This is a genomic window from Nocardia sp. CA-084685 (genome assembly GCF_050955785.1).
Lineage (GTDB): Bacteria > Actinomycetota > Actinomycetes > Mycobacteriales > Mycobacteriaceae > Nocardia.
In genome coordinates this window covers 5,053,279-5,077,606 of record NZ_CP192094.1, presented here as the reverse complement: position 1 = coordinate 5,077,606, position 24,328 = coordinate 5,053,279, and the positions used below count along the sequence as shown (strand labels likewise).

The window sequence follows — 24,328 nt, the reverse complement described above, 5'->3', positions numbered from 1 at the left end:
CTATGGGCGACGCAACGAAGCGTTCGGCGGTGGTTCCTCTCGCAGCGCACCGGGCAGGCACGGGTGAACCCCTACTTCTGATACACGGATTCACCCTCAACTGGCAATCGTGGGGCGGCGTAATCGACGAGCTGAGCGCCGACTTCGATGTGCTCACGCCGACCCTGCCCGGCCACTGGGGAGGTCCCGAGTCCGATCGGCCGCTGACGATCGCCGGGTTCGCGGACTTCCTCGAGCGTCGAATGGACGATGCCGGATGGGCCGACGCGCACGTGGCCGGAACTCGCTCGGTGGCTGGCTGGCCCAGAAGTTGGCTGGCCAGCGCACGCCCCTTCGCAACTATGTCGCTCAGCAGACCTGGATTGATATCGGTGAACGCCGCGCCGGCGGCGATCAGTGCCGCTACCGCCGAGTCGACCCGAGCACATTTATTAATTTAAGATAATATAAAAACTGCTGCTCGCCGACTATATGCTTCGGCGGCCGAACCATGAACGGTGGTAGCCGATGCTTCCAGATGTCCTCTGCTCACGACTTGCACTGCCCGTCGTGGCCGCCCCGATGTTCATTGTCTCAGGTCCGGAACTAGTTGTGGCGCAATGTATCTCGGGCGTCTTGTGATCTTTCCCGGCACTCAATGCGAGACCGGTGAGCATGCTGGACGATTGGCTGGCGGAGATTTCCGAGCGATTGGCCGATCACGACGCGGCAATCGACGGGGTGCCCAAGGCGGCGCCGTTCGCCCTGAACTTGATCGTGCACAAGAGCAATACGCGCATCGAAGATGATCTCGAGCAGTGCGTGCGCCATCAGGTGCCTTTGGTCATCACCTCGCTCGGCGCTCGCGAGGACGTCAATGAAGCCGTGCACTCCTACGGCGGAATGGTGCTGCACGATGTGATCAATGACCGGTTCGCGCGAAAGGCGATCGAGAAGGGCGCCGACGGGCTGGTCGCTGTCGCTGTCGGCGCGGGCGGTCATGCGGGAGCACTGTCCCCGTTCGCGCTTGTGCAGGAGATCCGGCAGTGGTTCGATGGTCCGCCGCTCCTGTCCGGTGCGATCGCGCACGGCAGATCGGTGCTGGCAGCTCAGGCGGCGGGCGCTGATCTCGCGTATGTCGGTTCGGCATTCATCGCGGCCCGGGAAGCGAACGCTGCTCCCGAGTACAAGCAGTGCATCGTCGACAGCGCGGCGTCCGACATCGTGTACTCGAATTACTTCACCGGCGTGCACGGCAACTTCCTTCGAGGCAGTATTTCCGACGCAGGGCTGGAACCCGACAATCTGCCCACTGCTTTCGGACACACGTTCGGCTCGGTTGCCGACGAATCGAGACCGAAGGTATGGAGTCAGATTTGGGGCTCGGGCCAGGGTATCGGCGTGATCGACAAGGTCGAGAGCACTGCGGCGATCGTGGAGCGAATGCGGGGCGAGTACGAACAGGCGGTGGACCCCATCACCGCAGCGGCATGGGTGAACGCTTGACGCGGTGCTTCGGCGGACAGCTGAGGCTGTCCGCCGAACCGGCGATCGAGGATGGGGCCCAGCCGATTACGCGCTGAGAGCATACATGCGCACGTTGCGCCGATCGGTGTAGCTCACCCGGCCGAGCATGGTCAGCACATCGAGGTGCGCGTGGATCTCGGTAACCGCGGACAGTTGGTGGTCGATCGGCAATTCGTCGAGTCGGAGGTCCCGGCGCGTCCATCGCAATGCGCGGGCCACCTCGTAGGCGGTCGACGAGTCTGCCGCCACCTCGTCGCAGATTTCGTCCAACCGACGTTGATGGTGGTGCAGGAGCTGCTCGATGCGGCTGCGGCTGCCGGTGGTCACGGGACCGTGCGACGGCAGCACGGCCGAGTTCGGTAGCCTGTGCACCAGTTCGAGGGAGGAAATGTAGGAGCGCAGCGGATGCGCTTCGGGCGCCCATTCGAAACCGATCGACGGCGTGATGTGCGGAAGAATGTGGTCGCCCGAGAACAGCAATCGGCTGTCGGCGTGATAGAACACGACGTGGCCCCGGGTGTGTCCGGGCGTCGAGATTACCTCGATGTCCCCGTGGCGGAGCCGGATTCGTTCACCGTGTTCGAGCCAGCGGTCCGGCGCCCCGAAGGAAATACCCACCTCGTTTTCGGGTGCTGGGGTGTAGGCGAGTGCCCGGGCGAGTTCTGGGGCGCCGCAGCGGGTGAGCAACTGGGCGTGATTGGGGAAGCGTCCGGCATCGGTCCGGTATCCCATGATGCTGTGGCGTTCTTCCCGGCCGACCAACAGCTCGCAGCCGAGTGTGCTGCGCCAAGCATAGGCCTGGGAGTAGTGATCCCAGTGGTGGTGTGTGGCAAGGCAGGTGACGATATCGTCGAGCCGGTAGCCCAGCTGGCGCAGCGCCTCGATCATGGCGGTTTCGGTCTGCGGACCGTACCAGCCTGGGTCGATGACCACGAGCCCCTCCGTGGTCTCCAGTACGTAAGCGTTGACGGTGCCGAGCCCATCGAGGGGGAGTGGGAGGGGGACGCGGTGGATACCGCGGGCGACCTGGTGAGCGCCGGGTTCGGTCCAATCCTCGGGTTGATCGATAACCAGCGGCATATGCGCCACTCCCTTTTCTCTTCGCGGGGACAATATTTATCTACTCTAGATTAGAAAGTGTGCGCAGTTCGAGTGGTGTGCAACACTTGCGGATAAGCCGACTTATGCTACGCTTCCGATGTGATCCGGGGCGCATATTGTGCTTGCCCATTCGGATCACGCGACATCGGCTCAGACACCTCCCGCGCTTCTGCATCGCGGGAGCGTTTCGGTCATCGAATTTAATCAAACATAGATACGACTTCTGTTCATTTGACCAGGAGTGAAGCGGGAAGGCTCGTTCATGGTGGGCAGTGCTGTGTCCGTCGAGAGGTCGGCACCGGGTCGCTGGGACGGTGCAGCGGCGAAGGTCGCGATCGTGCCGCGTGCCGTGGGGCAGTTCTTCGGAACCACACTGGATACGTTGCGCATGGTCCCGCGGCGTCCGTTCCAGGTTCGCGAATTCATCGAGCAGTCGTGGTTCATCGCGAGCGTGTCGATCGTCCCGACCTTGCTGATCGCGATCCCGTTCTGCGTCATGGTGATCTTCCAGATCAATGTGCTGCTGAACGAAGTCGGTGCCATCGACCTGTCCGGCGCCGGTGCGGGCATGGCGGTCATCCGCGAGATCGGGCCGGTGGCGACGGTTCTGGTGGTGGCGGGGTGTGGCGCCACGGCCATCTGCGCCGACCTCGGATCTCGCACCATCCGCGAGGAGATCGACGCCATGCGGGTACTCGGGATCGACCCGCTGCAGCGGTTGGTGGTGCCGCGAGTGCTCGCCTCCACCCTGGTGGCGGTCTTCCTCAACGGTCTGGTGACCGCGGTCGGCCTGACGGGCGGATATCTATACGCGGTATTCCTACAGGGCGCGACTCCGGGCCAGTTCATCACCGCGATTCCGATCCTCACCGGAATTCCGGATCTGCTGGTCAGTGAGCTGAAGGCTGGCGTATTCGGGTTGCTTGCGGCGCTGGTCGCCTGCCATCTGGGACTGCACGCGAAGGGCGGGCCGAAAGGTGTCGGCGACGCGGTGAATCAAACCGTCGTCTTCAGCTTCGTGCTGCTGTTCCTCGCCAATTCAATCATCACCACCCTGTGGCTGAGCTGAACGGACCATCGAGATGAGTACAACCAGTGAATACGGCGTTTCCGACGCGCTGCGTCGGAAACGATTGGGGCACAGGGTTTTCAGTGCTGCCTCGAGTCCGGTCGACGGGGTCGCCGGGCTCGGTGATCAGCTGTCGTTCCATCTGCACGGCATCGGTTGGGTCCCGCGCACTCTCCGTCGCTATCGGCACGAGACGATTCGGCTGGTGGCCGAGGTCAGTCTGGGCACGGGCGCGCTGGCGGTTATCGGCGGAACGATCGTGATCGTCGGATTCCTCACGGCCGCAGCCGGTTACGAAGTCGGTCAACAGGGCAGCAACTCGCTCGGCCGAGTCGGGATCGAGGCGTTGTCCGGCTTCATCTCCGCCTTTTTCAATACCCGCGAAGCCATTCCCGTTGTGGCCGGTGTCGCGCTCACCGCGACGGTCGGCGCCGGATTCACCGCGCAGCTGGGTGCGATGCGGGTGAGCGAGGAGATCGATGCGCTCGAAGTGATGTCGGTGCCCGCGGTGCCGTACCTGGTCACCACCCGCATTCTCGCTGGGTTGATCGCGATCGTGCCGCTGTATGGGATCGCGCTTTTCATGGGGTACGCCTCCACCCAATTCGTCAGCATCGTACTATCGGGCCAGTCCCAGGGCACCTACTCGCACTACTTCAATGTGTTCCTGGTGCCCAGCGACGTGCTCTGGTCGCTGGTCAAGGTGATCGCCTTCGCGCTGGTGGTCATGTCCGTGCACTGCTACCACGGCTACCACGCCTCCGGTGGACCGGCGGATGTCGGTGTCGCCGTGGGGCGCGCGGTGCGCGCCTCGCTCATTTCGATCATGATCATCGACCTCATCATCGGCATCGCTGTCTACGGCGGCATTCACTCGACGGTGCGGGTGTCCGGATGAAACTCGAAGTCTCCCGCCGCCGCGCACTGACCCTGGGCCTGAGCGCTGTGTTCGCGTTCGTTTTGGCCGTGACGGGTGCAATCGCCTCCTGCAGTGGAACATTCGTCTCGACCACGCGCGTATACCTGTATTCCGATCGAGCCGGTCTGCTGATGGCACCCGGATCGGACGTCAAGGTGCACGGCGTGGTGATCGGTCGGGTCAGCACGATCGACCTCGACAACGACCGGGCAAAGCTCACCCTCGATCTGGATCCGGGTCAGGCTCGACGTCTGCCGGCCAATGTCGGCGCCGAAATCGCACCTACCACACTGTTTGGACGCAAGTTCGTCACACTGCTGCTACCTGAACACCCGACGACCACCACACTGTCGGCCGGGACCGTAATCGACGGCTCGAAGGTGACTGTCGAAGTCAACGATGTCTTCCAGGCGCTGCTCACCGTTCTGAAAACCCTGGAGCCGCAGAAGGTCAACGCGACCCTGACCGCTCTGGGGACCGCATTGGACGGACATGGCGGACGTTTCGGTGACCTCATGGTCGCCCTGGACCGCTACCTCGGGCAGTTCAACGATTCGATTCCGACGCTGCAGCGCGACGTCCCGCTGATCGCCGATAACCTGGACACGCTGGCGGCGGCAACTCCCGACCTGATGACGACGATGCGCAATTTCTCGACCACCAGTTCCATGATCGTCGAGAAGCAGGCGAGCTCGAGCGCTTTCCTGCTCTCGTTCACCAACTTCGGCAATACCGGCAGTTCGGTTCTCGACTCCTCGGCAACCCCCCTCATCGGCGCGGTGCAGGCGTTGGAGCCGACGACCCGTGTACTCGCCGAGCAAGCCCCGTCGTACCCATGCTTCCTGTCCGCGCTCAATGACGCCCGCAAGTATTTCGAGCGTGCGTTCGGCGGTGGGCGGCCGGGCCTGAACGCCTTGGGCACCATCTTGATGGGTGACCCGCCGTACACCTACGCGAAGGATCTTCCCGTGAACGGTGCCGACAATCCGCCGAGCTGCCACGGCTATCCCTTCGGACCCGGTAGTGCGCCGCTCGGCCACACTGATTTCAACACCGGCACAACGGTGTACGGCCCGGTCCGGTCGGCGGAGGACTTCATCGGCAACCCCTTCGCCCCGCTGATCTACGGGCTGACCCGATGACCGCCCGCCACGCCGGAGTGAAGCTGACGATCTTCCTGGCGATCACCTCCATCGTCTCGGCCATGCTCGTCGTGGTCATCGGTGACCTGCGCTTCGTGTCCACCCGCGACTACCACGCCTTGTTCACCTCCGCATCGGGGATGAAGGTCGGCGACGACGTGAAGGTCGCGGGGGTGCCTGTCGGCAAGGTGAAGTCGGTGGACTTCGCGCACGACAAGCTCGCAGAGATCGCGTTCACCGTTGACCGTGACATCGAGGTCCTGCGCAGTTCCACTGTCGCGATCCGGTACAAGAACCTCATCGGCGACCGCTATCTCGAGATGATGGTAGCGCCGGACGGCTCGGGGCAGCGGTCGGAAAACGATCCGATTCCGGTGTCGCAGACCAAACCTGCGCTCGATATCGACAGTTTGGTCAACGGGTTCAAGCCGCTGTTGCAAGGCCTCGATCCCGACGACGCCAACAAGCTGTCCGCCTCCCTGATCGCGGTGCTCAACGGCCAGCAGCAGAGCATCGCCGACTTCATCCGGCAGATGGGGTCGCTGGGCAACACCCTCGCCGACCGCGACCAAGTTATCGGCGAGACGATCCAGAGCTTGGACGTCGCGCTCGGCGCCATCCACGACACCGGCGACAAGTTCGACCATCTGGTCGTCGATCTGCAGTCCTTGATCAGCGGACTAGACAACGACCGCGCCACCATCACGGCGGGCTTGGACCAAATCGATGCGGGTGCAGCCGAAGTCGCGCAACTCCTGGTGGACAACCGGCCCGCCATCGGCGGTGACATCGAGGGGCTGAAGCAGTTGGCGAGCAACCTCAACGCCGACTCGAGCACATTGTCGCTGTTGCTGGCGAAGCTGCCCACGACCTATCCGCTCATCACGCGGGTCGGCAGCTACGGCAGCTTCGTCAACTGGTTCGTATGCGGTCTGGCGATCCGATACCCCGCCATCGGCGGTGGCTACCAGGACACTCCGATGTTCGTCGCTCCCGCCGAAAGGTGCCAAGCCAAATGACGAAGCAGATGCAGCGCAAGCAGCCGAAGACGTTCTCCGAACGCAATCCGGCCCGGCTCGGACTCGTCGGCACCGGGATCGTGATCGCGTTGCTCGCAATTGTTTTCAACTACGACAACATCCCGTGGTGGCCAGGGCGGAGCACGATCGTGGCCGAGTTCGCCGATGCCAGCGGGCTGACTACCGGTGACGCGGTCCAGATCTCGGGCATCAAGGTCGGCAAGGTCGATTCCATCGGGCTCAGCGGCGACCACGTCGATATCACCCTGAAGATCGATACACACGGACAGGCCCTCGGAAGCCGCACTATGGCGTCGATCAAGGTCGAGACAGCGCTCGGTCGGCGGTTCGTCGAATTGCGGCCCGAGGGCGACGGTCGCTCGATAAAGCGAATTCCGTTGCACCACACCACATCCGGATTCGACCTCACCGAAGCACTGAACCAGCTCACCGGCCGCCTGCAGGGCACGGACAAGAAGCAGTTGGCCGATGCGGTCGACAGCCTGTCGAAGGTGATGGACACGCTCCCGGACAACTTGAAGCCCTCGCTCGACGGCGTATCACGGTTGTCGACGACGATCGGCTCCCGTGACAGCGCGTTACGTGATCTGCTCGGGCACGCGAACTCGGTCACCGGTGTTCTCGGCGAGCGCAATCAGAATCTCACCGCGCTGATGACCAATGGCGGATCCTTGTTCGCGGCGCTCAACGACCGAGCACAGGTCATTCGGGCGCTGCTGACGAACGTGAAGACCGTCAGCGACGAACTGCGCGCCTTGGTCAAGGACAACACCGCGACCACCGCGCCGATGCTCGCCGAACTGGACCGGGTCGTGGGTCTGCTCAACACGAATTATGACAACATCAACGCCGCGATTCTCGGGCTGCGCCCGTATGTCGGCCAGCTCGGCGAGGCGGTCGCCAGCGGACCGTTCTTCGGCGCACTGCTGCAGAACATCGCGCCGGCGAACCTCAATGGGCAGCAGCCAGGAAGCCCTGGACAAGGCAGTCACCGATGAAATCCTTGCGCGCGGGTATATCCCGTATTCCGTTGCCCGGCCGGATCCTGGCCGTCCTGATCGCCGTGGCTTTGGTGACCACTGCCGCGACGTGGTGGGTGCCCAACCGTTCGACGGTGCGTATCACCGCATTCTTCACCAACTCGGTGGGGCTCTACCCGGGTGATCGGGTGACGCTGCGCGGTGTTCCGGTGGGCGAGATCGATGACATCACACCGGTCGGCGATCGCGTCCGAATCACAATGCATTTCGACATATCACATCCGGTCGCCGGCGATACCCATGCCGTCATCGTCGCCCCGACCTTGGTGTCTGGTCGATACATCCAGCTCACACCCAAACGCGGCAACGAGCCCGTACTCACCGACGGCGCGGTGATCCCGCTCGAGCGCACCGCAGTACCGATCGAATACGACCAGATCAAGCGTCAAGTCACCGATCTGGCCACCCAGCTCGGGCCCAAGGACGGCGACCCTACCGGGACTCTGACCCGGTTCACCGACGCGACCGCCAAAGCGTTGCAGGGCAATGGGGCAACGCTCAATCAGACACTGGTGAATCTGTCGCAGGCGATGCGGACCCTTGCCGACGGCGGCCCGGATCTGTTCGCGACGGTCCGGAACCTGCAGGCCGTCGTTTCGGCTCTCGCCGCCAACGACAACCAGGTCCAGGCCTTTGCCAACCAGCTTGCCGGGGTATCGAATCTGTTGAACGACAATCGGACTCAGCTGGCTGCGGCCCTGCAGTCCCTCCAGGCGATGCTGCCGCAGATCCGGACGTTCGTCGCCGACAACCGCGACGCGCTGACCAAGAATGTCGGGGACTTGACCCATATCACGCAGTTGCTGGTCGACCGTGAGGACGATCTCGCCCAGATTCTGCATCTCGGGCCGACGGCGATCGACAACTTCTACAACATCTACGATCCGCAGTCGCACTCGTTGACCGGCAATCTGGCGCTACCGGACTTCCCGGATCCGATGTCGCTGATCTGCGCGCTGCTGACCACGGTGAACGCGCCTCGAGAAGAGTGCTCGCGCGCGAGCGCGCACTTCGGGGACCTGTTCGGCGCGGCCGCTCGGGCGGCCATGGGCGGCGCGGCACCCGCTCCGGCGCCCAGTCCGACCGGCGGACTTCCTGGATTGCCGCCCGGATTGCCGGCCATCCCCGGCCTGACCGACATACTCATTCCGGGAGCAGGACGATGACATCCTCCACCATGTTGCGCGCGGGCGGCGTGCTGCTCATGAGCGCGTTACTGACAGCCGGGTGCCGGTTCGACGGCGCCAACTCGATTCCATTGCCGGGCAATGCGATTCATGACGCTGCCTATACCGTGCAGGTCGAGTTGCGTGATACGCAGAATCTGGTGGCGAATTCATTCGTGAAGGCCGACAACGTCACCGTCGGCACGATCACCTCCATCGCGGTGCGTCACAACATCGCGGTGGCCACCCTGAAGCTCGACAAGGGTGTGCGCCTGCCCGCCACCGTGAAAGCGAGATTGGCGCAGACCAGTGTGCTCGGCGCCCAGTATCTCGAACTCACCACGCCCGGTGACGCATCCGGTGGCGAACAACTGCGCGACGGGGACGTGATCCCGCTGTCGGCGAGTTCGGAGTACCCGGCGACCGAGGAGGTGCTCGCCGCCTTGTCGCTCGTGCTCAATGGCAGTGGCCTACAACAGATCCGGACCATCATGTCCGAGCTGAACCAGGGTTTCGCCGGTCACGAGGACGCGATCAATCGATCGTTCAGCCGCCTGGCCACATTCGTCGACGGCCTGGATGCCCAGCGCGACGACATCGTGCGCGCCATTGACAGCCTCGACGCGTTCTCCCAGGAACTCGCCCGGCAGAAGGACACCCTCGGCAGCGGGATCGAGCAGATCCAACCCGCGCTGAGCATCCTCGGCGAGCAGAAGACACAGCTGGTATCGATGCTCGACCGAGTCGGTGCCTTGGGTCAGCGAGCGACGCAGGTGCTGCGGTCCAGCAGCGCCGATCTCACCGCGGAGCTGCACAACCTCGAGCCGGTCGTGAGCCAACTGGCCGCGGCCGGGTCCGATCTCACCGGCTCCCTGCTCGTCGCCGCGACCTTCCCATTCCCGGTCACGGTCGCCGACAAGGCCATCAAGGGCGACTACGTGAATCTGTTCCTCACCCTCGACCTCAGCGTCGAGACCATCCGCGACAAGATCATCGGCAGTATTCCGCTCGGAGACCTGATTCCGATATCCAACCGGGCGGTCGATCCGCTGATCGCGCCGACACAAACAGGTCCCGCCGGCCAGCCCGCGCCCGTGAACGCCGACCAGGACGGAGGCCGGTGATGAAGACCCGCTTGATCAAGGGCCAGCTGATCGTATTCGCGCTGCTCGCGACCGTCAGCCTGGTTTACGGCGCGATCAACTACGTCGGCATCCAACGCGTTACCGGGATCGGAACCTATACGGTGACAGCCGATTTCGCCGATGCCGGTGGGATTTACGAATCCGCGACGGTGACCTACCGAGGCGTCGAGGTCGGCCGGGTCACCGGCGTGGATCTGAACAACGGCACTGTCCGGGTCCGGATGCAGCTGCGCAGCGGCTGGCATATTCCGGCCGCGGCGGCGGCCGCGATCAAGAGCACGTCCGCGATCGGCGAGCAGTACGTCGACCTGATTCCGGCGGACGAGCGAGGCCCCTACCTTGCGGACGGCTCGGCGATTCCCGAGTCACGAACGACCGTGCCCATCCCGACGAGCAAGGTGCTCGATGATACGCAGGCCCTGCTGGCCAGTGTGTCCACCGACTCTCTGCATGTCGCGCTGGACGAAACCTTCCAGGCGGTCAACGGCACTGGTCCAGCACTCGCTTCATTGATCGAGTCCTCGGCGAAGTTCCTCGATCTGGCCCAAGCCGATATCGGGTCGACCATCACCCTGATCAACGACGCGGAACCGTTGCTGCGCACCGGTAACTCTGTGCGCACCGAACTCCGTTCCGCGGTACGGGATCTGGGTTCCTTCACTGATCAGCTCGTGCACAGCGAAGGCGACCTTCGCGGCGTGCTCGACCAGGGGCCCTCCGCCGCGGACACCGTTGCGGGCACACTCACGGACCTGAGCACACCGCTGCCGACCATGCTTGCCGATCTGCAGACGGTTGGTCAGGTGCTGCGTGTCAACGTTCCCGGACTGCGCCAGATCCTGGTGGTCTACCCGGCTCTCGCCGCGGCTGTCGATTACAGCGTGGTGGGCGGAGGATTCCAGACCGACGGCAATCTGCTCGCGCCGGCCGCGGCGCTGGACGTCAAACTCGGCAATACCCTGAACCCGCCACCGTGTACCGAGGGGTACCAGGCAACGCAACGACGCGACCCGTCCGACACCGGCCCGGCCGCGGTCCCGCGCGACAACTACTGCAAGGTCGCCCCAGACGATCCGAAGGCTATTCGCGGTGCCCGCAACACACCTTGCGCCACCGATCCGTCCGTCCGTACCGCGGATGTTGCCAACTGCCCGAAGGGCCTGCCGTCGATCTGGCCGGAAATGCTTGCGCACCCCGGTGATTCGGAGCCGGTGGCGGTACCGAGGCCGGCGGCACCGGCTGCGCCCGCGCATCCCGAGCCCGCCGCCGCACCGCCAACTGCCGCGCCGGCCGCACTGGCCGTGCCGTACGCCGAAGGCGACGGCACCTTCCGAGGCCCCGACGGTCTCACCTATGTCTTCGGGCTGTCGGCCCGTAATGCCGCCTACGGAGAGGAGAACCAGGGATGGCAATCATTGCTGATCAAGTAGAAGCCGATCGAGAAGCTCCGGCGCAAGCCCCGAGTCGGGGGGAACTCGACGCCGGCCGAGCGGAATCGCCTCGGGGGCCATCGAGGCCATGGCTCGCGTGGGTGGTCGTGCTGTCGACTATCGCCGTACTGGTTCTGGCGGGTGTGAGCGTGAAGTTCGGGCTCGATGTCCGCGATAACGCCCGTGCCGACGAGCGCGATCACGCGGCGCTGGCAGCCGCGAATCGCATTGCCGTGCAGCTCGTCACCCTCAATCACTCTTCAGCCAAACAGAACCTCGACGCGATAGCCGCCGACTCGACCGGATCGTTCCGCGACCAGTGGAACAAGATCTCCGGCAATTTCGCCAGCGTGCTGCAGAACGCCAAGGTCGAATCCACCGGTGAGGTCAAGGAATCCGGCCTCGCCGATATCGATGACGCGCACGCCACCGTGCTGACCGCGGTCACCTCCACGGTCAAGAACACCGAAGCCCCTGAGGGACAGCAGCGGGTCTACCGCATGAAGATGACCCTCGACCACTCCGACGGCCGCTGGCTCGTCTCGAACGTGGAGTTCGTCGCATGACCACCGACACCGCAATCGCCGACATCGAGGACCTCGGTGTGGCAGCTACCGCGATCGATGCGGAAAACGACAAGCAGCACGAGGAATCGCCAGCCGGCGGGACGCAGTCGGGCGAGCGAGTCGGGATTCGTCGCCGGATCCATCGGCTGTCGACGTTGAGCCGCCGCTCGGCCATCGCGACCCTCTTGGTACTCGGACTGCTGGTGGGGGCGGGGACGGTGACCACGATCGTCTTCGCCCGGAGCGCGGCGGAGCACGGTGCCACCGTGGCAGCGACGAGCGCCGCGCGCGAGTCTGCGCAATCGCGTATCCCCAAGGTGCTTTCCTACGACTTCAACACCATCGACACCGAATTCCCTGCTGTAGCACAAAATCTCACCGGAAAGTTCCGCGACGACTACGCAAAGCTCGGCACGAGTGTGATCATTCCTGCCGCACACCGCGATTCGATCGTCACGAAGGCCACGATCGTCGGCGCCTCGGTGGTCTTCGCCGACAGCGACAAAGTGACGTTGCTGTTGTTCCTGAATCAGGAGACCACCAGCACCAAGTACCAGGGGCCGCGGCTGGACGGCAGCCGCATCCGGGTAACCATGGCCGATGCTGCGGGGACCTGGCTGATCTCCGACATGACACCCGTCTGACAGTAACCCGGAAAGGAATTCATCATGGGCGTGAAGGTCATGACCGAGGGTGTTACCAAGTCCTTTGGTTCACAGCGAATTTGGCAGGATGTCTCACTGACGCTGCCTTCGGGTGAGGTCAGCGCGCTGCTCGGCCCCTCGGGTACCGGTAAATCCGTCTTTCTGAAGTACTGGCCGGAATCGGACGGATTGAATCGGGCCATGCCAGCGGCGGCGATGTCGACGCGCACGGAACCACCATCAGGCCCATTCTCGGACCCGCGCTCGATGGCACGCTGCCCGGCAACGAAACCATCGCCGATGGGCGGGGCGGATTTGTCAGGGCCGTCGGCTCGATGCAATTCCTGCCGAGCACGTGGGCCGCCTGGGGCAGGGACGGTGACGGTGACGGTTACGCCGATCCGAACAATGTGTTCGACGCGGCCCTGGCCGCAGGGCGATATCTGTGCGCGGGCGGCACGGACCTGCGCGATCCGGACCTGGAGTTACACGCCGTCCTGCGTTACAACAACTCGATGTCCTATGCCTCGGATGTGTTGCGCTGGTCCGCCTTCTACGGGGCAGGTGGCGGTATACCGCTGCCGTCGGCCCTACCGGCTCCACTGCCGTTCCCGCAATCCGACGCCGACCAACCGCAAACGGACGCTACCCAGCCCGCGCCGGACTCCCAGTCGGCCGAGCCGGAAACTCCGTCGGAGCCCGAACCCCCGGTGCAACAGCAGCCGATGATCATCATCCCCGGTCTGCCGCCGATTCCCTGCGGAATCCTGTGCCCGCAACCGGCTGATCAACGCTGACGGACACGGGTGGCCGCTTGACCGGGTAACCCGATATGAACTACGGTTTTAAATCTATATTAGAAGAAATTTGCTGAGAGCTGGGTTCGATGATGAGCGGTGAAAGCGATGGTTCTACGTCTCCGTTGCCGGAGCGCGAACGGGATGCGGCCAGGGAGTTGGCGGCCGACTTGTACAACGCCTTGGCGGCGGGGGATCGGGAGCGATTGGTCGCCCTGCTGCACTCTCGATTCGAAGGACGGACCACCGAGGGGCTCCCATTCGAACTCGGCGGTGTCTATCGCGGGCCCGACGCGATGCGACGGGATTTCTGGGGTCGCGTCGCCAAGCACTACACGGCTCGGGCGGTGCCAACGCAATTCAACTGGCTCGACGATGGGCGCCTCGCGATCACCGGCCGCTATACCGGCAGCGCACGGGTCGGGCACGGCAAACTGGACGCGGAATTCATCCACATTCTGACATTTACGCAGGGCCGGATCAGCGGGCTGATCCAACTCACCGACAGTGAGCGATGGCGTGCGGCCCTGACCCCGGACAGTGGTTTGCGCGCGGTCGAGTTCTCGGTGACGCACGGGATAGCCGTTCTCCGGCTGAACCGGCCGTACCATCGCAATGCGATCGACCAAACGATGGCCGACGATCTGTATGAGGCCGCGCAACGTTGCGCCGCGCGATCGGACCTGCGGGCTCTGGTGATACTGGGCAATGGCCCGACTTTCACTGTTGGGGGAGACATCACGGTCTTCGCCGACACCGAACCGGCGGAGCTGTCGACAACGCTGCGGCGGATGGTGACGCCGTACCACGAAGCCCTTCGGATCTTCGCTGAATTGCCGGCGCCGGTCGTGACCGCCGTCCATGGCTCCGTTGGCGGTGGTGGGCTCGGCATGGTCTACTGCGCCGATGTCGCGCTCGCCGCGGAAGGAACGAAGTTCGCGACGGGATTCTCGGCGCTGGGGCTGTCCGGTGACGGCGGCACCTCGTGGTACCTGCCCCGCCTGGTCGGGATGCGCCGGGCGCAGGCGCTGTATCAGGGCCGCGTCCTCGATGCGCGCGAAGCCCGCGAGTGGGGCTTGATCTCGGATGTCATCGACCCCGAACAGCTCGAGCAGATCGCGCTGAACCGGGCCGAAACCCTCGCGGCCGGACCGACGCGTGCCTACGCGGAAGTCCGTGCCCTGCTCCGGAATTCCGAATCCTCGACACTGTCCGAACAGCTGACCGCCGAAATCGACGCACTGGCTCGCACCGCGGCGACGGTGGACGCAGCCAGGGCGGTGCGCAGCTTCATCACGAAATCCAAGCCCACCTTCGAGGGCAGGTAACGTTGCTGGACACCGAAGCCGGACGGGCAGAACAGATTCGGACCTGGCTATCGGAGCGTGCCGACGTGAACGGTGCGCTGCGGATCGAGCGCATCGGCTTCGGCCAGTCGAACATAACGAGCTTGATCAGCGACGAGTCGGGAGCCGGCTGGGTACTGCGCGAGCCGCCGCCGGGCGGACACGACCCGACCGCGCACAATGTGCTGCGTGAGGCGCGGATCCTGAACGCACTGGCCGACACGGGTATTCCGCTCCCAACGGTGATCGGTATGGACGGACCGGGTGCCCCAGCAGCAGCGGACGGTGATAACGCACGGCGATTATCGACTGTCGAATATGCTCGTCGACTTCGGCCGGATCACCGCGGTACTCGACTGGGAACTGGCGGCTCTGGGTGATCCGCTGGCGGGTCTGGCCTGGCTGCTCGACGACTGGCGCGGTCCCGACGAGCCGCGGATCATCATGCCGAGCCCGACGCGCGCCGGTGGCTTCCCGAACCGGGCGGAACTGATCGAGATGTATTGTGCGGCAACCGGTCTGAATGTGGATTCGATCGACTACTATCGCGCTTTCACGCATTGGCGGGCGGCGACATTGCTGCAAGGCGTTCTGCTACGACGCCGATCGGGAGCCATGGGCGAACACAGTTCGCTCGACCTCGTCGAGCTGGATTCGACCATCGGCTATCTGCTCGAGGAGGCGGCCGTATTGATCCACGGCGGGCGCCCTGGCAGACACCGGAAAAGCCATGGAGATTAACAGTGAAGCCGGAAGACGAGTACACGCATCCGGTCGGGACCGAGCCCAACTTCAATGAATCCATGTACTTCCATTTCCACTCGCCGGGGAATCGGATCAGCGGATTCGTGAGATTGGCCAACCGCCCGAACGAGGGCCGTGGCGAGCGGACGGTATGCCTCTACCTGCCTGATGGGAGCGTGGCCTTCGGATTCGCGCGGCCCGAGGCGACGACGAACGAGAAGATGTCAGGCGCCGGTCTCGAGTTCCACGTCGAAGAGCCGTTCACCACACTCCAGGCCACCTTTCGCGGGGAGGTGAACCTTCTCCATGTCCCCGAAATCCTTTCCGACCCACGCAAACTCGCCAGCACGCCGCTGGTCGAGTGTGTTGTGGGTCTGACCTTCACTCGACTCTGCGAACCCATGCGCAGAACTTCGATGGCGACGGTCCCGCTTTCGCACCGAACCACTACGAGCAGATCATGGCCGTCGCGGGGGCGATCACCGTGGACGGCACCGTGTTCGAGATCGCCGGCGCCGGATTGCGCGATCACTCGTGGGGCCCGCGATCATGGCAAGCGCCATGGTTCTATCGCTGGCTGCACGGATCGAGTCCGCAGTTCGGTTTCATGGGCGCGTTCTTCGACAAGGTCCTCGTCGCCATCCGCGCGGTGGGCGTCTACTTCCCCGATCTGCTCATGACGCACGGGAATACCCGTTGCGCGTCGCCGCCGTTCGTCCCTGGCGTGGAAGTGTCCGTGTCGTTGTCTCCGCACCTGCCGGAGGTGCCGTATCCCAGGGCGATGAGGTGGTGGCCTTCTGCCCGGAATTGGGCGGGTACGCGGAATTCGTTGCCGCCGCTCCCGAGATGGTTACTGTGAAGCCGCCCGAACTCGATTTCGGCGAGGCCGCCGGATCGCCGGCGAACTTCCAGACGGTGCACTTCGCGATGACGTGCCGTACGGACGTCCATCCAGGTCAGAGCGTACTCGTTCTCGGTGCGCCGGCGGCGTCGGCACCGCCGCGATCCAGATCGCAAAGACACTGGGCGCCACCGTGATCGCGGTGGCGCGTCGGCAAGGTGTCGCACAGCAACTCGCCGCGCTCGGCGCTGACCATGTGGTTCCACTCGTGCCGGATGGGCCCAGCGGGTTCGTGACATCACCCACGGGGTAGGGGTGGATCACGTGCTGGATCCGATCGGGGGGCTGCATTCGATGACACGATCCGGGTGCTCGCGAGCGAGGGAAACCTTCTCGTCATCGGATTCGCGTTGGGCGAAGGGATTCCCGCAGTCGAGGTCAATCGGTTAACATATCGGTCGCAGGGGTGGCGTGGGGGAGTACATGCGCTCTCGCCCTTCCGCTTTCGCGGAGTCGATGGCTGCCCTGAGCGACTTGGTCGCGTCAGGATTGCGGCCAAATGTGAGCGTGCGCTACTCGTTGACCGACGCAGGCGCCGCGTTGACCGCGCTCGAACAGGGATCGATCACACCTTGCCACTGGCAATGGAAGCAATGGGTTCCATATGGCTCCTTGTCCGGAGCCGACTGTCCACTGCCGCCAACCACCCGCCAAGCGCTCAGTTCCGGACCTTGCTCATGCGGTAGCCGGGGCAGTATTCATGGGTGCAAATCAATTGACGCAGGGTTGGACGGATCTATGGCGGTCCTGGCCGGTGACGGCCGATCCCACGACAACGGCTCCGATAGGCCCAGACCGCACCGATACCGGTCGTGCCTGGACTATCTGAATCTGGTGCGGTGCAGCAGCCATCGGCCGCCGAATACGGCGATCACCAGGTGGGCGGCCAGACCGATGCCTGCGACGGCGAGTCCGACCATGCTGCCCAGCCACAGGTGCGCGGCGATGCCGAGGATGATCAGTGGTAGTGCGATAACCCGCACCGCACCGACGGCCCGGCCTGTTGGGTGCCTCATCCGACCGTGTCCGGCTTGATGGCGGTGACATAGCGGATCCACGGGTGCAGATCTCCCGAGGTGATCTGCCCGAAGCCCGAGTCGGCGATCATCGGTTCGAGCAGGTGGATCGGATTGTGTTCCATGGCTGGGCCGGTCAGCGCGCCGACGAGATGTCTGCCGATCGGATTCGCCGGTGGCCGGAATTCGCCGATCAGTAGCCGTCCGCCCGGGCGCAGCACCCGTCGCATCTCCCTCAATGCCGTCGCCCGCAGATCCTCGGGCAGGTGGTGCAGCATCAAGCAGTTCGCTACCACGTCGAACGAATCATCCTCGGCGGTCAGCGATTCGGCGACGCCGACGGCGTAGGTGCAGTTCGGTTCGACGGTGATCCGGCGGGCCCGCTCGAGGACCGCCGCGGATGGATCCAGGCCGACCACTGTTGCGGCGACCGAAGCTAGCCGGCGGGTCAAATAGCCTGTGCCGCAACCGATATCGAGGACCCGATCGCCGGGACGGGCGCCGCTCAGCTCGGCGAGGCGGCGGTAGACGCGGCCACGACGTCCGCCGAAGAGCACCGCACCGAAAACGTCATAGCTGCGTCCGTGATCGATGGTGAGTCCGGCGGTGCCGGGGTTGGGATTGTGATGCATCAGATGTCCGAGCCTCATGGCCACTCCTTAACTTAGTGACGACTAAGATGCTCGTAACTTAGTTGCTACTAAGTTAATGTGCAAGAGTCGATACGATGAGGTCATGGCTCGCGCATCCTCGACGCCCGCAGATCCGCGGCGCACCCGCCTCAGTGCCGCCGACCGGCGCGCGTCGATCATCGACGCCGCCACTGTGGTCTTCGCCGAGTCGGGGTTCCAGCGCAGCACCATGGCTCAGATCGCGGCGCGGCTCGGCGTCACCGAGCCGGTGCTGTTTCAGAACTTCGGCTCCAAAACGGGGCTCTACGCCGCTGTCGTGGCACACGCCTCCGGACAGATGTCGGCAATGATGCGCGCCTTTGCCGCCGAAACGGATTCGGTCGCAGGTCTTTTGACGCACCTGCTCAGTCCCGGCCACATCGACGAACTGCACGCCCCGGGTTCACTCGGGGTGATCTTCGCCGACGCGATGACCCTGACCGCCGAACCTGCCGTCGAACAAGCCGTCCGCCAGCACATGAGCGCCCTCGCCGACGCCCTGGCCGAAGTCGTGTTCCGAGGGCAGCGGGCGGGCGAACTCCGTTCCGACCTCGACCCGGACGCGGCCGCCTGGCTGATCCTGTCCTTCCTGGCCGCCCATCGCTTCCGCAGCACGGTCATGCCCGACCGGCAGCGGCTCGAAGACCACATCGCCGCCATGACACTGCGCACATTGGTGGAACCAGGCTCACAGCCGTGACCAGGCAACGCCGGAGGCGGGAACCGGCCACTACGCCTGCGGCCTGAAACCACGGAAACTCAATCGGGAGCTCGTGTCGCGTTAAGCCAGCTATACGCCTGTCTCGAGAAGTGCATCCACGCGACCCGCGATTCGGTGAGCATCCCTTCAAAGACTCACTCCTGCCCGCCGGATTCCCCACGGGCACACCCGAAGACGCCCTCGAAACCGCCTCCGGCCTCTACCTCAACGAACCCGCCACCAAGACTTGACCCCGACGAACCTACGAGTGACACCACTAAGCTCGCGGAATGACTCGAGCGCTCATCCTCGGCGGCACCGGAGTTATCGGTCGGGCGATCGCGCTCCATCTGGCGACCGCAGGTTGGCATGTTCGAGTTACCGGGCGCAACCCTGGCAATATGCCGAGCGAACTCATCGCAGCGGGCGTGCGATTCGTCGCGGTCGACCGCTGCGATCGTCGCCGACTGCACGCCGTCCTCGGAAGCGGGCTCGATCTACTGGTCGACTGCGTCTGCTACACAGGCGGCGATGCGCACGTGCTCGTGGAACTTGCGCACCACGCGACCTCGACTGTCCTGATGTCGAGCAAAGCCGTATACGTCGACGCCGAGGGAAATCACGCCAACTCCGAGATAAAACCAAGGTTTGACGGTCCGCTCCATGAATCAGCATCTGTCATGCCGCCTGGAGACCTCGACGACAACTCCCGAGAAGGCTATGGCGCGAACAAGGTCGCAGCCGAGAATGTCGCACTCGACAGCGGTTTACGGATCAGCGTCCTCAGACCCTCTTTGGTTCATGGCATAGGCGCGCGTCGGCCACGCGAGTGGGTTTTCGTCAAGCGCGTACTCGACCGACGACCGGCTGTGCTGCTGGCGAATCGCGGTGCGGGGGTCATCCATACCACGGCGGCAGCCAATATTGCGGCACTGGTGGAGACCGTCGCCCGGCGGCCCGGGGCCCGTATTTTGAACATCGCTGACCCCGATTACCCCACCGCGGCGGAGATCTCCAGAATGATCACTCACCATCTGGGATATCGATGGGCGGAAGTACCGCTACAGACGGCTGAACACCCGACACTCGGGGCGACGCCGTGGGACACGCCTGACCCGGTCACCCTCGACACCGGTGCCGCGGTCGCCCTCGGTTATCAGCCGGCTGGCAATTACGCGGACACAGTTCGCGCACAAAACGATTGGCTTGTTTCGACCGCGCGAAGCGACGACCCAGCTCAACTCCTGCCGCAGCCCGACGACCGGTATTTCAGCCGATTCTTCAATTATCCAGAAGAAGACCGATACTTCGCCCAACACCTCCGTGCGTTGTCTCAGCTGTAACGCGCAAGATGAACATCCCGAACCCTATCCTGTTACCCGGGCGTACGGACTCCAGCCGATTCACCCAGTGCACCGATCGCACCGCATTACAATCGGGCGCACACCAAATCGGAATGTGGTGTGCGGCAAGGTCAATGGGTGGACCTCGGAGTGGGGAACATCGACGACTGGTATCAGGATCGTGCTCATCGAGGTGATCTCGATCCCCGCTACGACTTCGAGAACGACGACGTACGTGACCCGATTCAATTCGGCGAACTGCCGCAACGTGAATGGGCGATCCAACCGGCTCGACCTCGATGCCGAACACCTACCATGGCGAGCACCAGCCGGCAGGCGTACGTGCGCCGCTGGTTGACGGAGAACCCGAACGGAAGCAACTTGACGTGTAGGGATTCGGCGCACGGATCAGGGTTCACGGCGGTCACCAAGAAGATGGTTTCGGACGTCGCCGAAACATGCATGGTAAGCCAACCGGGCAAAAACTTGTGAAGAAGGCCAAAATGCGGAAGCAGGTGCAGGCGGTTCGCGACTTGCGGCGGAGGCCCACGCTGAGTGTCGTCTCCGCCCCGATGCCGTGTGCGGCTTGCGATTTCGTGCCCGACAACTTGACTGGTCGTTGTCGGTGCGGTTGACGATGCACTGAATAGCGCCAAGTCGCGACCGAGCCGCCCACGCCGGGGGTGTTCACCTACAAGTCGCTGGCAGGTGGTCGGCGTCGGGGTGACGATGATCTCGACGGCGGCTTTGGCCGCGTGGACTGGGCACCCTTCCGATTGCGCCGCGGACGCCATCCGCCGATTCGGCTCAATTCGCTGGAGCCACGCGGAGTTTGGGATCGGCGCCGGGTGAGTGCAGCGGGGTGAGCACGGTGTCCGGGTACACGACTTTCGTGCTGGTCCAACGGAAGTATTGCTCCCGGGTAGCGGAATACCGACGCCAGCTGGCGATCCGGTCATCGCCTCGGTCACCTGATTGCTCCAGGTGATCTGCGGGGCGGGCAGTTGACTGCCATCGGCATTCGACGTCTGGATGACTACTGCTTTGCCGTCTTTGATCTGCTGTCCGACCAGCGCGGCCAGTTCTTCGGGGGTGGCTTTGGGGTTGGCTGCCCCGATCGCGCGCCCGATTTCGTTGTTGTAGAGGTCCATTGCTTCACGTTGCGGCGTATTGCCGCCGGTCTTTTCGTGTGCTGTGGCGTATGTTTGCGCCCAGTCCTCACCGAATTGTTGCGACATGAGAGCGTTCCAGTACATGTGCCGATAGGCATCGCCTTGGCCATCGGCCACGGAGTCCGGATACTCCGCCAAGGCGGCATTCCTGGCCAGATCGGGCAGGGTAAGGGCTTTTGAGACGCGCCGACGCCCTGGCTCTGCAGCAGGTTCTCCATGGCCGAGATCTCTTCGGAGGTCATCAGCGAAGGGCTCACGTTTATGCCGTTATCCTTGAGGATGTCGGCTGGCCACCCGACCGGCCAGAGTCTCGGTAGCCCGGTGGAGACATCGGTTTGATAGTCCTCGAGGATTTTCGCGAGCTGAGGATCGTCCGGTTTGACGACGAGCCCTTGCTTCACCCGGTCGGACAGCTTCTCGATTTCCTTGATGTAGATCTCCGCGCCTTCCTGGTCTGCTCTTTGCACGAGCGTGAAGGCGGCGGAGATGAAGTTGTCCAGACGCCGGGTGACGATTTCCTTCGCAACTACCGCGACATCACCGAACGGGAAGTAGTCGCTATAGGTTTCGGCGTTCGATGTCCGGGATTTGACGTGGCCGTCCTCGGTGACGAACAGGTCCCATCTCGAGTCCTCGGCTTCGGCTTTGCGGGTCCGGATCGCCGAAATATTGGTTTCCAGGGTCGAGACCAGGGAGCTGAGTTTCGACGCCATCTGTTCGATGACGTCGGAGGTCTGAATCGTGTCGGTGCGGTCCTCTTGGCCGCGCCGTCGTGCTGCGTCACCGGCTGAACTGTCGAAGTAGTCGTCGGACTGCTCTATCGCGTTTCCCGCTGCGGTGGCCTCGGTCTCGATGAACTTGTAGGTCTCGTTCATCATGTCGACAACCTGACCGAGATAGCGCAGATCCCAGCCGAGCACCTTGGATATGGTCAGCGAATTGTCATCCGCGATCGCTAGCCCCCCAGTTGCTTGAGTTGGGTAGCCCAGTCGGCATCTGTCTGCTCATAGACACCCGCGGCGGTCTCCACGTTGTCGCAAAAGCTGCTCAGGCGGCGATTGTGGTAAGCCAGCACGGTGTCCAGCGCCTTCAGTGATTCCTCGACTTTGACGGCGAGGTTCGAACCGGCCATCCGCTCGCGAGCCAGATCACGGCTCACCTTCGCGATCGGGGTCTTGGTCGTGATCCTGCCCGCGTTCATGCGCACGGTCGTGGCGAGTGCGCGCATCTTCACGGGGTCGACGTTCATCTGGATTCCTCGAACAGTTGCACGGCTGCGGCTTCGGCGTTGCCCAGTGCGGCACGGTGACGATCGATAATGAGGTCGGCCAGGTGCTGAGGGCCGTTGTCCATCGCATAGTCGGCGATGTAGAGGTCGGTGATCCGACCACCGGCGTCCGTCTCAATGCTCACGCTGCCGTCTCTGGAACGTGCGGAGCCGCGCACCGCCGCGAGTCGCTCATTAATCTGCTGGATCTCGAGCATTCGCTCATCGCTATTCATCGCTGTTCCCCCGTCGAGTGCCGCTTCCCGAGAGCCTACCTAGATCGGGCTTCGGCTACTGCCCGGGGCCTTCACGGTGCCTCGCACGGTCGCGGCAAGGCCCATACGACACTCCGTATTTACTCCGTATTTTCAGCCGAATCCGGCCGAAACCGATGCGGCGCAGCACGATTCAATAGAAGATAGCTATGAGCTATTCATGCTGGTAGAAGTATGTAAGCGAAGAAGATCGCAGAGAGCCGAATCCTGTTGTGCCAGAAGCAGAAGTTCTACCATTGAACTGCCGTCAGCCAGCCTCAAGGGGAGTAACTACGCGGGATGGCCTCGTGCGTTGTCGCACACTTCTCCGAACGAAGCGCCGCTCTTGGTGGCCGCCTGCGATGTGGTGAGTAATGATCGAGCGGTGTCCGGCCCCGGGCGCTGCACCATCGCTGCACCGATTCGAACTGCTCGGTCCGAGTGATGAGATCACGGTGGGAATCTGGATCGAAGTTTGTGGCATCGCCGTTCCAGGTCAGCAGGTATGCCATCGCTGCAGGGTAGGAGAAGCCGGTATCCAGTGACGCCTACTTCCTGATCTGCACTCCCGGCGTCCACGGCTGCGAGAGCTCGAGCGTCACCGTCGCTGCGCGATCCGAATCACCATGGAGCCCAGGGGGCTTGACGCATTGATGCCAGAAGATCGGCTCCAACCCGACGCCGGGTGACAAAGCGGTGGTAACACCTGCGGGCGCGTGTCCTATAGGTGAGCTGAGTCGTCCGGGTGTGAGGACGGCGTCGCTGGGCAGCGGGGTTGCGTTGCCGCATCAAAGCAGGGGATCAGCATTATGCAAGCAGTAGCCTCCGTCCTTGTTCTGGTCTGGATGGGCATGGTCGTCGTCGCCCTCATCGGCCTCCTTCGCGGGCGCCTGCGCTGGGCGCGCATCGGTAGCCGCAAAGCGGCGGGGTGGCTGTTGGCTGCCTCGCTTCCGGTTTTCGTGGTAGCGGGACTGGTTGCGCCGAAACAGGATTCGACACCCGCTCCCACATCGGCAACAGCCTCCAGCGCGGCACCGACCACCACATCAGTGCCGGTTTCAACACCCACCACGACTGCGTCGACATCCGCCACGACGACCGTCGCGCCGACCTCCACCATCGTGGCGGTGCCCTCGCCGGCCACGACCGTCGTTCCGGCGCCGCCGCCCACGCAGGCGGTTGACGCTCTGACCGTTGTCCCCGCACATCCGGTGATGCCGGTCGCGCCCGCGCCTGCCACGCCTTCGGTGGCAGCTCCTGCGAAGTCTGTGACTGCTGGCGCGTTCTGCAGCCCGGCGGGAGCGACCGGTACCAGCAAAACAGGCAAGCACATGGTGTGCGACGTAGCC

At 63.7% G+C, this 24,328-nt stretch carries 26 protein-coding genes and 3 pseudogenes; 23 read left to right on the top strand and 6 right to left on the bottom strand.

Annotated elements, in window-relative coordinates; all coding sequences use genetic code 11:
- Positions 1 to 2: 2 nt before the first annotated feature.
- Positions 3 to 440 carry an alpha/beta fold hydrolase gene (locus tag ACQP2U_RS22770; protein ID WP_433709335.1) on the top strand — a complete coding sequence of 146 codons (438 nt, stop codon included), beginning with the start codon at positions 3 to 5 and terminating at the stop codon, positions 438 to 440.
- A 67-nt stretch (positions 441 to 507) separates the two neighbouring features.
- Positions 508 to 1,485, top strand: a pseudogene (locus tag ACQP2U_RS22765) (NAD(P)H-dependent flavin oxidoreductase).
- 66 nt (positions 1,486 to 1,551) lie between these two features.
- Here ACQP2U_RS22765 and ACQP2U_RS22760 read toward each other — a convergent pair.
- Positions 1,552 to 2,586, bottom strand: a complete 1,035-nt coding sequence (locus tag ACQP2U_RS22760) for an MBL fold metallo-hydrolase (protein ID WP_433709334.1) — start codon at positions 2,584 to 2,586, stop codon at positions 1,552 to 1,554.
- Between the two features lie 409 nt (positions 2,587 to 2,995).
- Between ACQP2U_RS22760 and ACQP2U_RS22755 the strand changes: the two genes are divergently transcribed.
- The 17 genes and pseudogenes from ACQP2U_RS22755 (at position 2,996) to ACQP2U_RS22675 (ending at position 16,809) form a co-directional block, all read left to right on the top strand.
- The gene (locus ACQP2U_RS22755; protein ID WP_433716558.1) at positions 2,996 to 3,676 is read left to right on the top strand and encodes an MlaE family ABC transporter permease; all 681 of its coding nucleotides are present in this window, start codon (positions 2,996 to 2,998) and stop codon (positions 3,674 to 3,676) included.
- Positions 3,677 to 3,689: 13 nt separating this feature from the next.
- Entirely contained in the window at positions 3,690 to 4,574 is an 885-nt protein-coding gene (locus tag ACQP2U_RS22750) for an ABC transporter permease (protein WP_433709333.1), read from the top strand.
- Positions 4,571 to 5,737 carry an MCE family protein gene (locus ACQP2U_RS22745; RefSeq protein ID WP_433709332.1) on the top strand — a complete coding sequence of 389 codons (1,167 nt, stop codon included), beginning with the start codon at positions 4,571 to 4,573 and terminating at the stop codon, positions 5,735 to 5,737. The genes ACQP2U_RS22750 and ACQP2U_RS22745 overlap by 4 nt, the downstream gene beginning before the upstream one ends.
- Positions 5,734 to 6,756, top strand: coding sequence for an MCE family protein (locus ACQP2U_RS22740; RefSeq protein ID WP_433709331.1), 1,023 nt, complete (start codon positions 5,734 to 5,736; stop codon positions 6,754 to 6,756). The genes ACQP2U_RS22745 and ACQP2U_RS22740 overlap by 4 nt, the downstream gene beginning before the upstream one ends.
- Positions 6,753 to 7,775 (top strand): MCE family protein, encoded by a 1,023-nt coding sequence (locus ACQP2U_RS22735; protein ID WP_433709330.1) that lies wholly within the window; start codon positions 6,753 to 6,755, stop codon positions 7,773 to 7,775. Before ACQP2U_RS22740 ends, ACQP2U_RS22735 begins: the two co-directional genes overlap by 4 nt.
- A complete protein-coding gene (locus tag ACQP2U_RS22730) occupies positions 7,772 to 8,983 on the top strand; it encodes an MCE family protein (RefSeq protein ID WP_433709329.1) in 1,212 nt (403 codons plus the stop codon). The genes ACQP2U_RS22735 and ACQP2U_RS22730 overlap by 4 nt, the downstream gene beginning before the upstream one ends.
- Complete coding sequence (locus ACQP2U_RS22725; RefSeq protein WP_433709328.1) at positions 8,980 to 10,107, top strand: MCE family protein; 1,128 nt, start codon at positions 8,980 to 8,982, stop codon at positions 10,105 to 10,107. Before ACQP2U_RS22730 ends, ACQP2U_RS22725 begins: the two co-directional genes overlap by 4 nt.
- On the top strand, positions 10,107 to 11,558 hold the full coding sequence (locus ACQP2U_RS22720) for an MCE family protein (protein ID WP_433709327.1): 1,452 nt from the start codon (positions 10,107 to 10,109) through the stop codon (positions 11,556 to 11,558). The genes ACQP2U_RS22725 and ACQP2U_RS22720 overlap by 1 nt, the downstream gene beginning before the upstream one ends.
- Before the next feature lie 101 nt (positions 11,559 to 11,659).
- Positions 11,660 to 12,124: a hypothetical protein gene (locus tag ACQP2U_RS22715; RefSeq protein WP_433709326.1), complete on the top strand. Its 465-nt coding sequence runs from the start codon at positions 11,660 to 11,662 to the stop codon at positions 12,122 to 12,124.
- Positions 12,121 to 12,768, top strand: a complete 648-nt coding sequence (locus ACQP2U_RS22710) for a hypothetical protein (RefSeq protein ID WP_433709325.1) — start codon at positions 12,121 to 12,123, stop codon at positions 12,766 to 12,768. Before ACQP2U_RS22715 ends, ACQP2U_RS22710 begins: the two co-directional genes overlap by 4 nt.
- 24 nt (positions 12,769 to 12,792) lie before the next feature.
- A pseudogene (locus ACQP2U_RS22705) lies at positions 12,793 to 12,936 on the top strand (ATP-binding cassette domain-containing protein); the annotation flags it as partial.
- Between the two features lie 167 nt (positions 12,937 to 13,103).
- Positions 13,104 to 13,565, top strand: a complete 462-nt coding sequence (locus ACQP2U_RS22700) for a lytic transglycosylase domain-containing protein (protein ID WP_433709324.1) — start codon at positions 13,104 to 13,106, stop codon at positions 13,563 to 13,565.
- An 89-nt stretch (positions 13,566 to 13,654) separates the two neighbouring features.
- Positions 13,655 to 14,893, top strand: a complete 1,239-nt coding sequence (locus ACQP2U_RS22695; protein WP_433709323.1) for an enoyl-CoA hydratase-related protein — start codon at positions 13,655 to 13,657, stop codon at positions 14,891 to 14,893.
- 65 nt (positions 14,894 to 14,958) lie between these two features.
- A complete protein-coding gene (locus ACQP2U_RS22690) occupies positions 14,959 to 15,291 on the top strand; it encodes a phosphotransferase (protein ID WP_433716557.1) in 333 nt (110 codons plus the stop codon).
- Positions 15,176 to 15,652: a phosphotransferase gene (locus tag ACQP2U_RS22685; RefSeq protein ID WP_433709322.1), complete on the top strand. Its 477-nt coding sequence runs from the start codon at positions 15,176 to 15,178 to the stop codon at positions 15,650 to 15,652. Before ACQP2U_RS22690 ends, ACQP2U_RS22685 begins: the two co-directional genes overlap by 116 nt.
- A gap of 463 nt (positions 15,653 to 16,115) precedes the next feature.
- Positions 16,116 to 16,514 carry a hypothetical protein gene (locus tag ACQP2U_RS22680; protein WP_433709321.1) on the top strand — a complete coding sequence of 133 codons (399 nt, stop codon included), beginning with the start codon at positions 16,116 to 16,118 and terminating at the stop codon, positions 16,512 to 16,514.
- Positions 16,515 to 16,587: 73 nt separating this feature from the next.
- Positions 16,588 to 16,809 carry a zinc-binding dehydrogenase gene (locus ACQP2U_RS22675; protein WP_433709320.1) on the top strand — a complete coding sequence of 74 codons (222 nt, stop codon included), beginning with the start codon at positions 16,588 to 16,590 and terminating at the stop codon, positions 16,807 to 16,809.
- A 568-nt stretch (positions 16,810 to 17,377) separates the two neighbouring features.
- Here ACQP2U_RS22675 and ACQP2U_RS22670 read toward each other — a convergent pair.
- Both ACQP2U_RS22670 and ACQP2U_RS22665 read right to left on the bottom strand, forming a co-directional pair.
- Entirely contained in the window at positions 17,378 to 17,572 is a 195-nt protein-coding gene (locus tag ACQP2U_RS22670) for a hypothetical protein (protein WP_433709319.1), read from the bottom strand.
- Positions 17,569 to 18,222, bottom strand: a complete 654-nt coding sequence (locus ACQP2U_RS22665; protein ID WP_433709318.1) for a class I SAM-dependent methyltransferase — start codon at positions 18,220 to 18,222, stop codon at positions 17,569 to 17,571. Before ACQP2U_RS22665 ends, ACQP2U_RS22670 begins: the two co-directional genes overlap by 4 nt.
- A gap of 85 nt (positions 18,223 to 18,307) precedes the next feature.
- Between ACQP2U_RS22665 and ACQP2U_RS22660 the strand changes: the two genes are divergently transcribed.
- The 4 genes from ACQP2U_RS22660 to ACQP2U_RS22645 all read left to right on the top strand — a co-directional run bounded on the left by ACQP2U_RS22660 (position 18,308) and on the right by ACQP2U_RS22645 (position 20,778).
- Positions 18,308 to 18,943 carry a TetR/AcrR family transcriptional regulator gene (locus tag ACQP2U_RS22660; protein ID WP_433709317.1) on the top strand — a complete coding sequence of 212 codons (636 nt, stop codon included), beginning with the start codon at positions 18,308 to 18,310 and terminating at the stop codon, positions 18,941 to 18,943.
- Between the two features lie 110 nt (positions 18,944 to 19,053).
- Entirely contained in the window at positions 19,054 to 19,194 is a 141-nt protein-coding gene (locus tag ACQP2U_RS22655) for a hypothetical protein (protein ID WP_433709316.1), read from the top strand.
- 39 nt (positions 19,195 to 19,233) lie between these two features.
- Positions 19,234 to 20,286 (top strand): NAD-dependent epimerase/dehydratase family protein, encoded by a 1,053-nt coding sequence (locus tag ACQP2U_RS22650; RefSeq protein ID WP_433709315.1) that lies wholly within the window; start codon positions 19,234 to 19,236, stop codon positions 20,284 to 20,286.
- 138 nt (positions 20,287 to 20,424) lie between these two features.
- Entirely contained in the window at positions 20,425 to 20,778 is a 354-nt protein-coding gene (locus ACQP2U_RS22645; protein ID WP_433716805.1) for a hypothetical protein, read from the top strand.
- Positions 20,779 to 21,389: 611 nt separating this feature from the next.
- Here ACQP2U_RS22645 and ACQP2U_RS22640 read toward each other — a convergent pair.
- From ACQP2U_RS22640 to ACQP2U_RS22630, 3 genes and pseudogenes are all read right to left on the bottom strand, one after another.
- A pseudogene (locus ACQP2U_RS22640) lies at positions 21,390 to 21,575 on the bottom strand (DUF6973 domain-containing protein); the annotation flags it as partial.
- Between the two features lie 838 nt (positions 21,576 to 22,413).
- On the bottom strand, positions 22,414 to 22,707 hold the full coding sequence (locus tag ACQP2U_RS22635; RefSeq protein ID WP_433709314.1) for a type VII secretion target: 294 nt from the start codon (positions 22,705 to 22,707) through the stop codon (positions 22,414 to 22,416).
- Positions 22,704 to 22,943 (bottom strand): YbaB/EbfC family nucleoid-associated protein, encoded by a 240-nt coding sequence (locus tag ACQP2U_RS22630; RefSeq protein WP_433709313.1) that lies wholly within the window; start codon positions 22,941 to 22,943, stop codon positions 22,704 to 22,706. Before ACQP2U_RS22630 ends, ACQP2U_RS22635 begins: the two co-directional genes overlap by 4 nt.
- Positions 22,944 to 24,328 lie beyond the last annotated feature (1,385 nt).

What these genes read in the sequence shown, in the direction of transcription:
- ACQP2U_RS22700 (WP_433709324.1), top strand. Translation starts at nt 13,104, where the DNA reads ATGCAATTCCTGCCGAGCACGTGGGCCGCCTGGGGCAGGGACGGTGAC.
- ACQP2U_RS22695 (WP_433709323.1), top strand. Translation starts at nt 13,655, where the DNA reads ATGATGAGCGGTGAAAGCGATGGTTCTACGTCTCCGTTGCCGGAGCGC.
- ACQP2U_RS22650 (WP_433709315.1), top strand. Translation starts at nt 19,234, where the DNA reads ATGACTCGAGCGCTCATCCTCGGCGGCACCGGAGTTATCGGTCGGGCG.
- ACQP2U_RS22725 (WP_433709328.1), top strand. Translation starts at nt 8,980, where the DNA reads ATGACATCCTCCACCATGTTGCGCGCGGGCGGCGTGCTGCTCATGAGC.
- ACQP2U_RS22680 (WP_433709321.1), top strand. Translation starts at nt 16,116, where the DNA reads ATGGCCGTCGCGGGGGCGATCACCGTGGACGGCACCGTGTTCGAGATC.
- ACQP2U_RS22635 (WP_433709314.1), bottom strand. Translation starts at nt 22,707, where the DNA reads ATGAACGTCGACCCCGTGAAGATGCGCGCACTCGCCACGACCGTGCGC.
- ACQP2U_RS22670 (WP_433709319.1), bottom strand. Translation starts at nt 17,572, where the DNA reads ATGAGGCACCCAACAGGCCGGGCCGTCGGTGCGGTGCGGGTTATCGCA.
- ACQP2U_RS22710 (WP_433709325.1), top strand. Translation starts at nt 12,121, where the DNA reads ATGACCACCGACACCGCAATCGCCGACATCGAGGACCTCGGTGTGGCA.
- ACQP2U_RS22720 (WP_433709327.1), top strand. Translation starts at nt 10,107, where the DNA reads ATGAAGACCCGCTTGATCAAGGGCCAGCTGATCGTATTCGCGCTGCTC.
- ACQP2U_RS22630 (WP_433709313.1), bottom strand. Translation starts at nt 22,943, where the DNA reads ATGCTCGAGATCCAGCAGATTAATGAGCGACTCGCGGCGGTGCGCGGC.
- ACQP2U_RS22750 (WP_433709333.1), top strand. Translation starts at nt 3,690, where the DNA reads ATGAGTACAACCAGTGAATACGGCGTTTCCGACGCGCTGCGTCGGAAA.
- ACQP2U_RS22735 (WP_433709330.1), top strand. Translation starts at nt 6,753, where the DNA reads ATGACGAAGCAGATGCAGCGCAAGCAGCCGAAGACGTTCTCCGAACGC.
- ACQP2U_RS22740 (WP_433709331.1), top strand. Translation starts at nt 5,734, where the DNA reads ATGACCGCCCGCCACGCCGGAGTGAAGCTGACGATCTTCCTGGCGATC.
- ACQP2U_RS22745 (WP_433709332.1), top strand. Translation starts at nt 4,571, where the DNA reads ATGAAACTCGAAGTCTCCCGCCGCCGCGCACTGACCCTGGGCCTGAGC.
- ACQP2U_RS22730 (WP_433709329.1), top strand. Translation starts at nt 7,772, where the DNA reads ATGAAATCCTTGCGCGCGGGTATATCCCGTATTCCGTTGCCCGGCCGG.
- ACQP2U_RS22660 (WP_433709317.1), top strand. Translation starts at nt 18,308, where the DNA reads ATGGCTCGCGCATCCTCGACGCCCGCAGATCCGCGGCGCACCCGCCTC.
- ACQP2U_RS22755 (WP_433716558.1), top strand. Translation starts at nt 2,996, where the DNA reads ATGGTCCCGCGGCGTCCGTTCCAGGTTCGCGAATTCATCGAGCAGTCG.
- ACQP2U_RS22760 (WP_433709334.1), bottom strand. Translation starts at nt 2,586, where the DNA reads ATGCCGCTGGTTATCGATCAACCCGAGGATTGGACCGAACCCGGCGCT.
- ACQP2U_RS22665 (WP_433709318.1), bottom strand. Translation starts at nt 18,222, where the DNA reads ATGAGGCTCGGACATCTGATGCATCACAATCCCAACCCCGGCACCGCC.
- ACQP2U_RS22770 (WP_433709335.1), top strand. Translation starts at nt 3, where the DNA reads ATGGGCGACGCAACGAAGCGTTCGGCGGTGGTTCCTCTCGCAGCGCAC.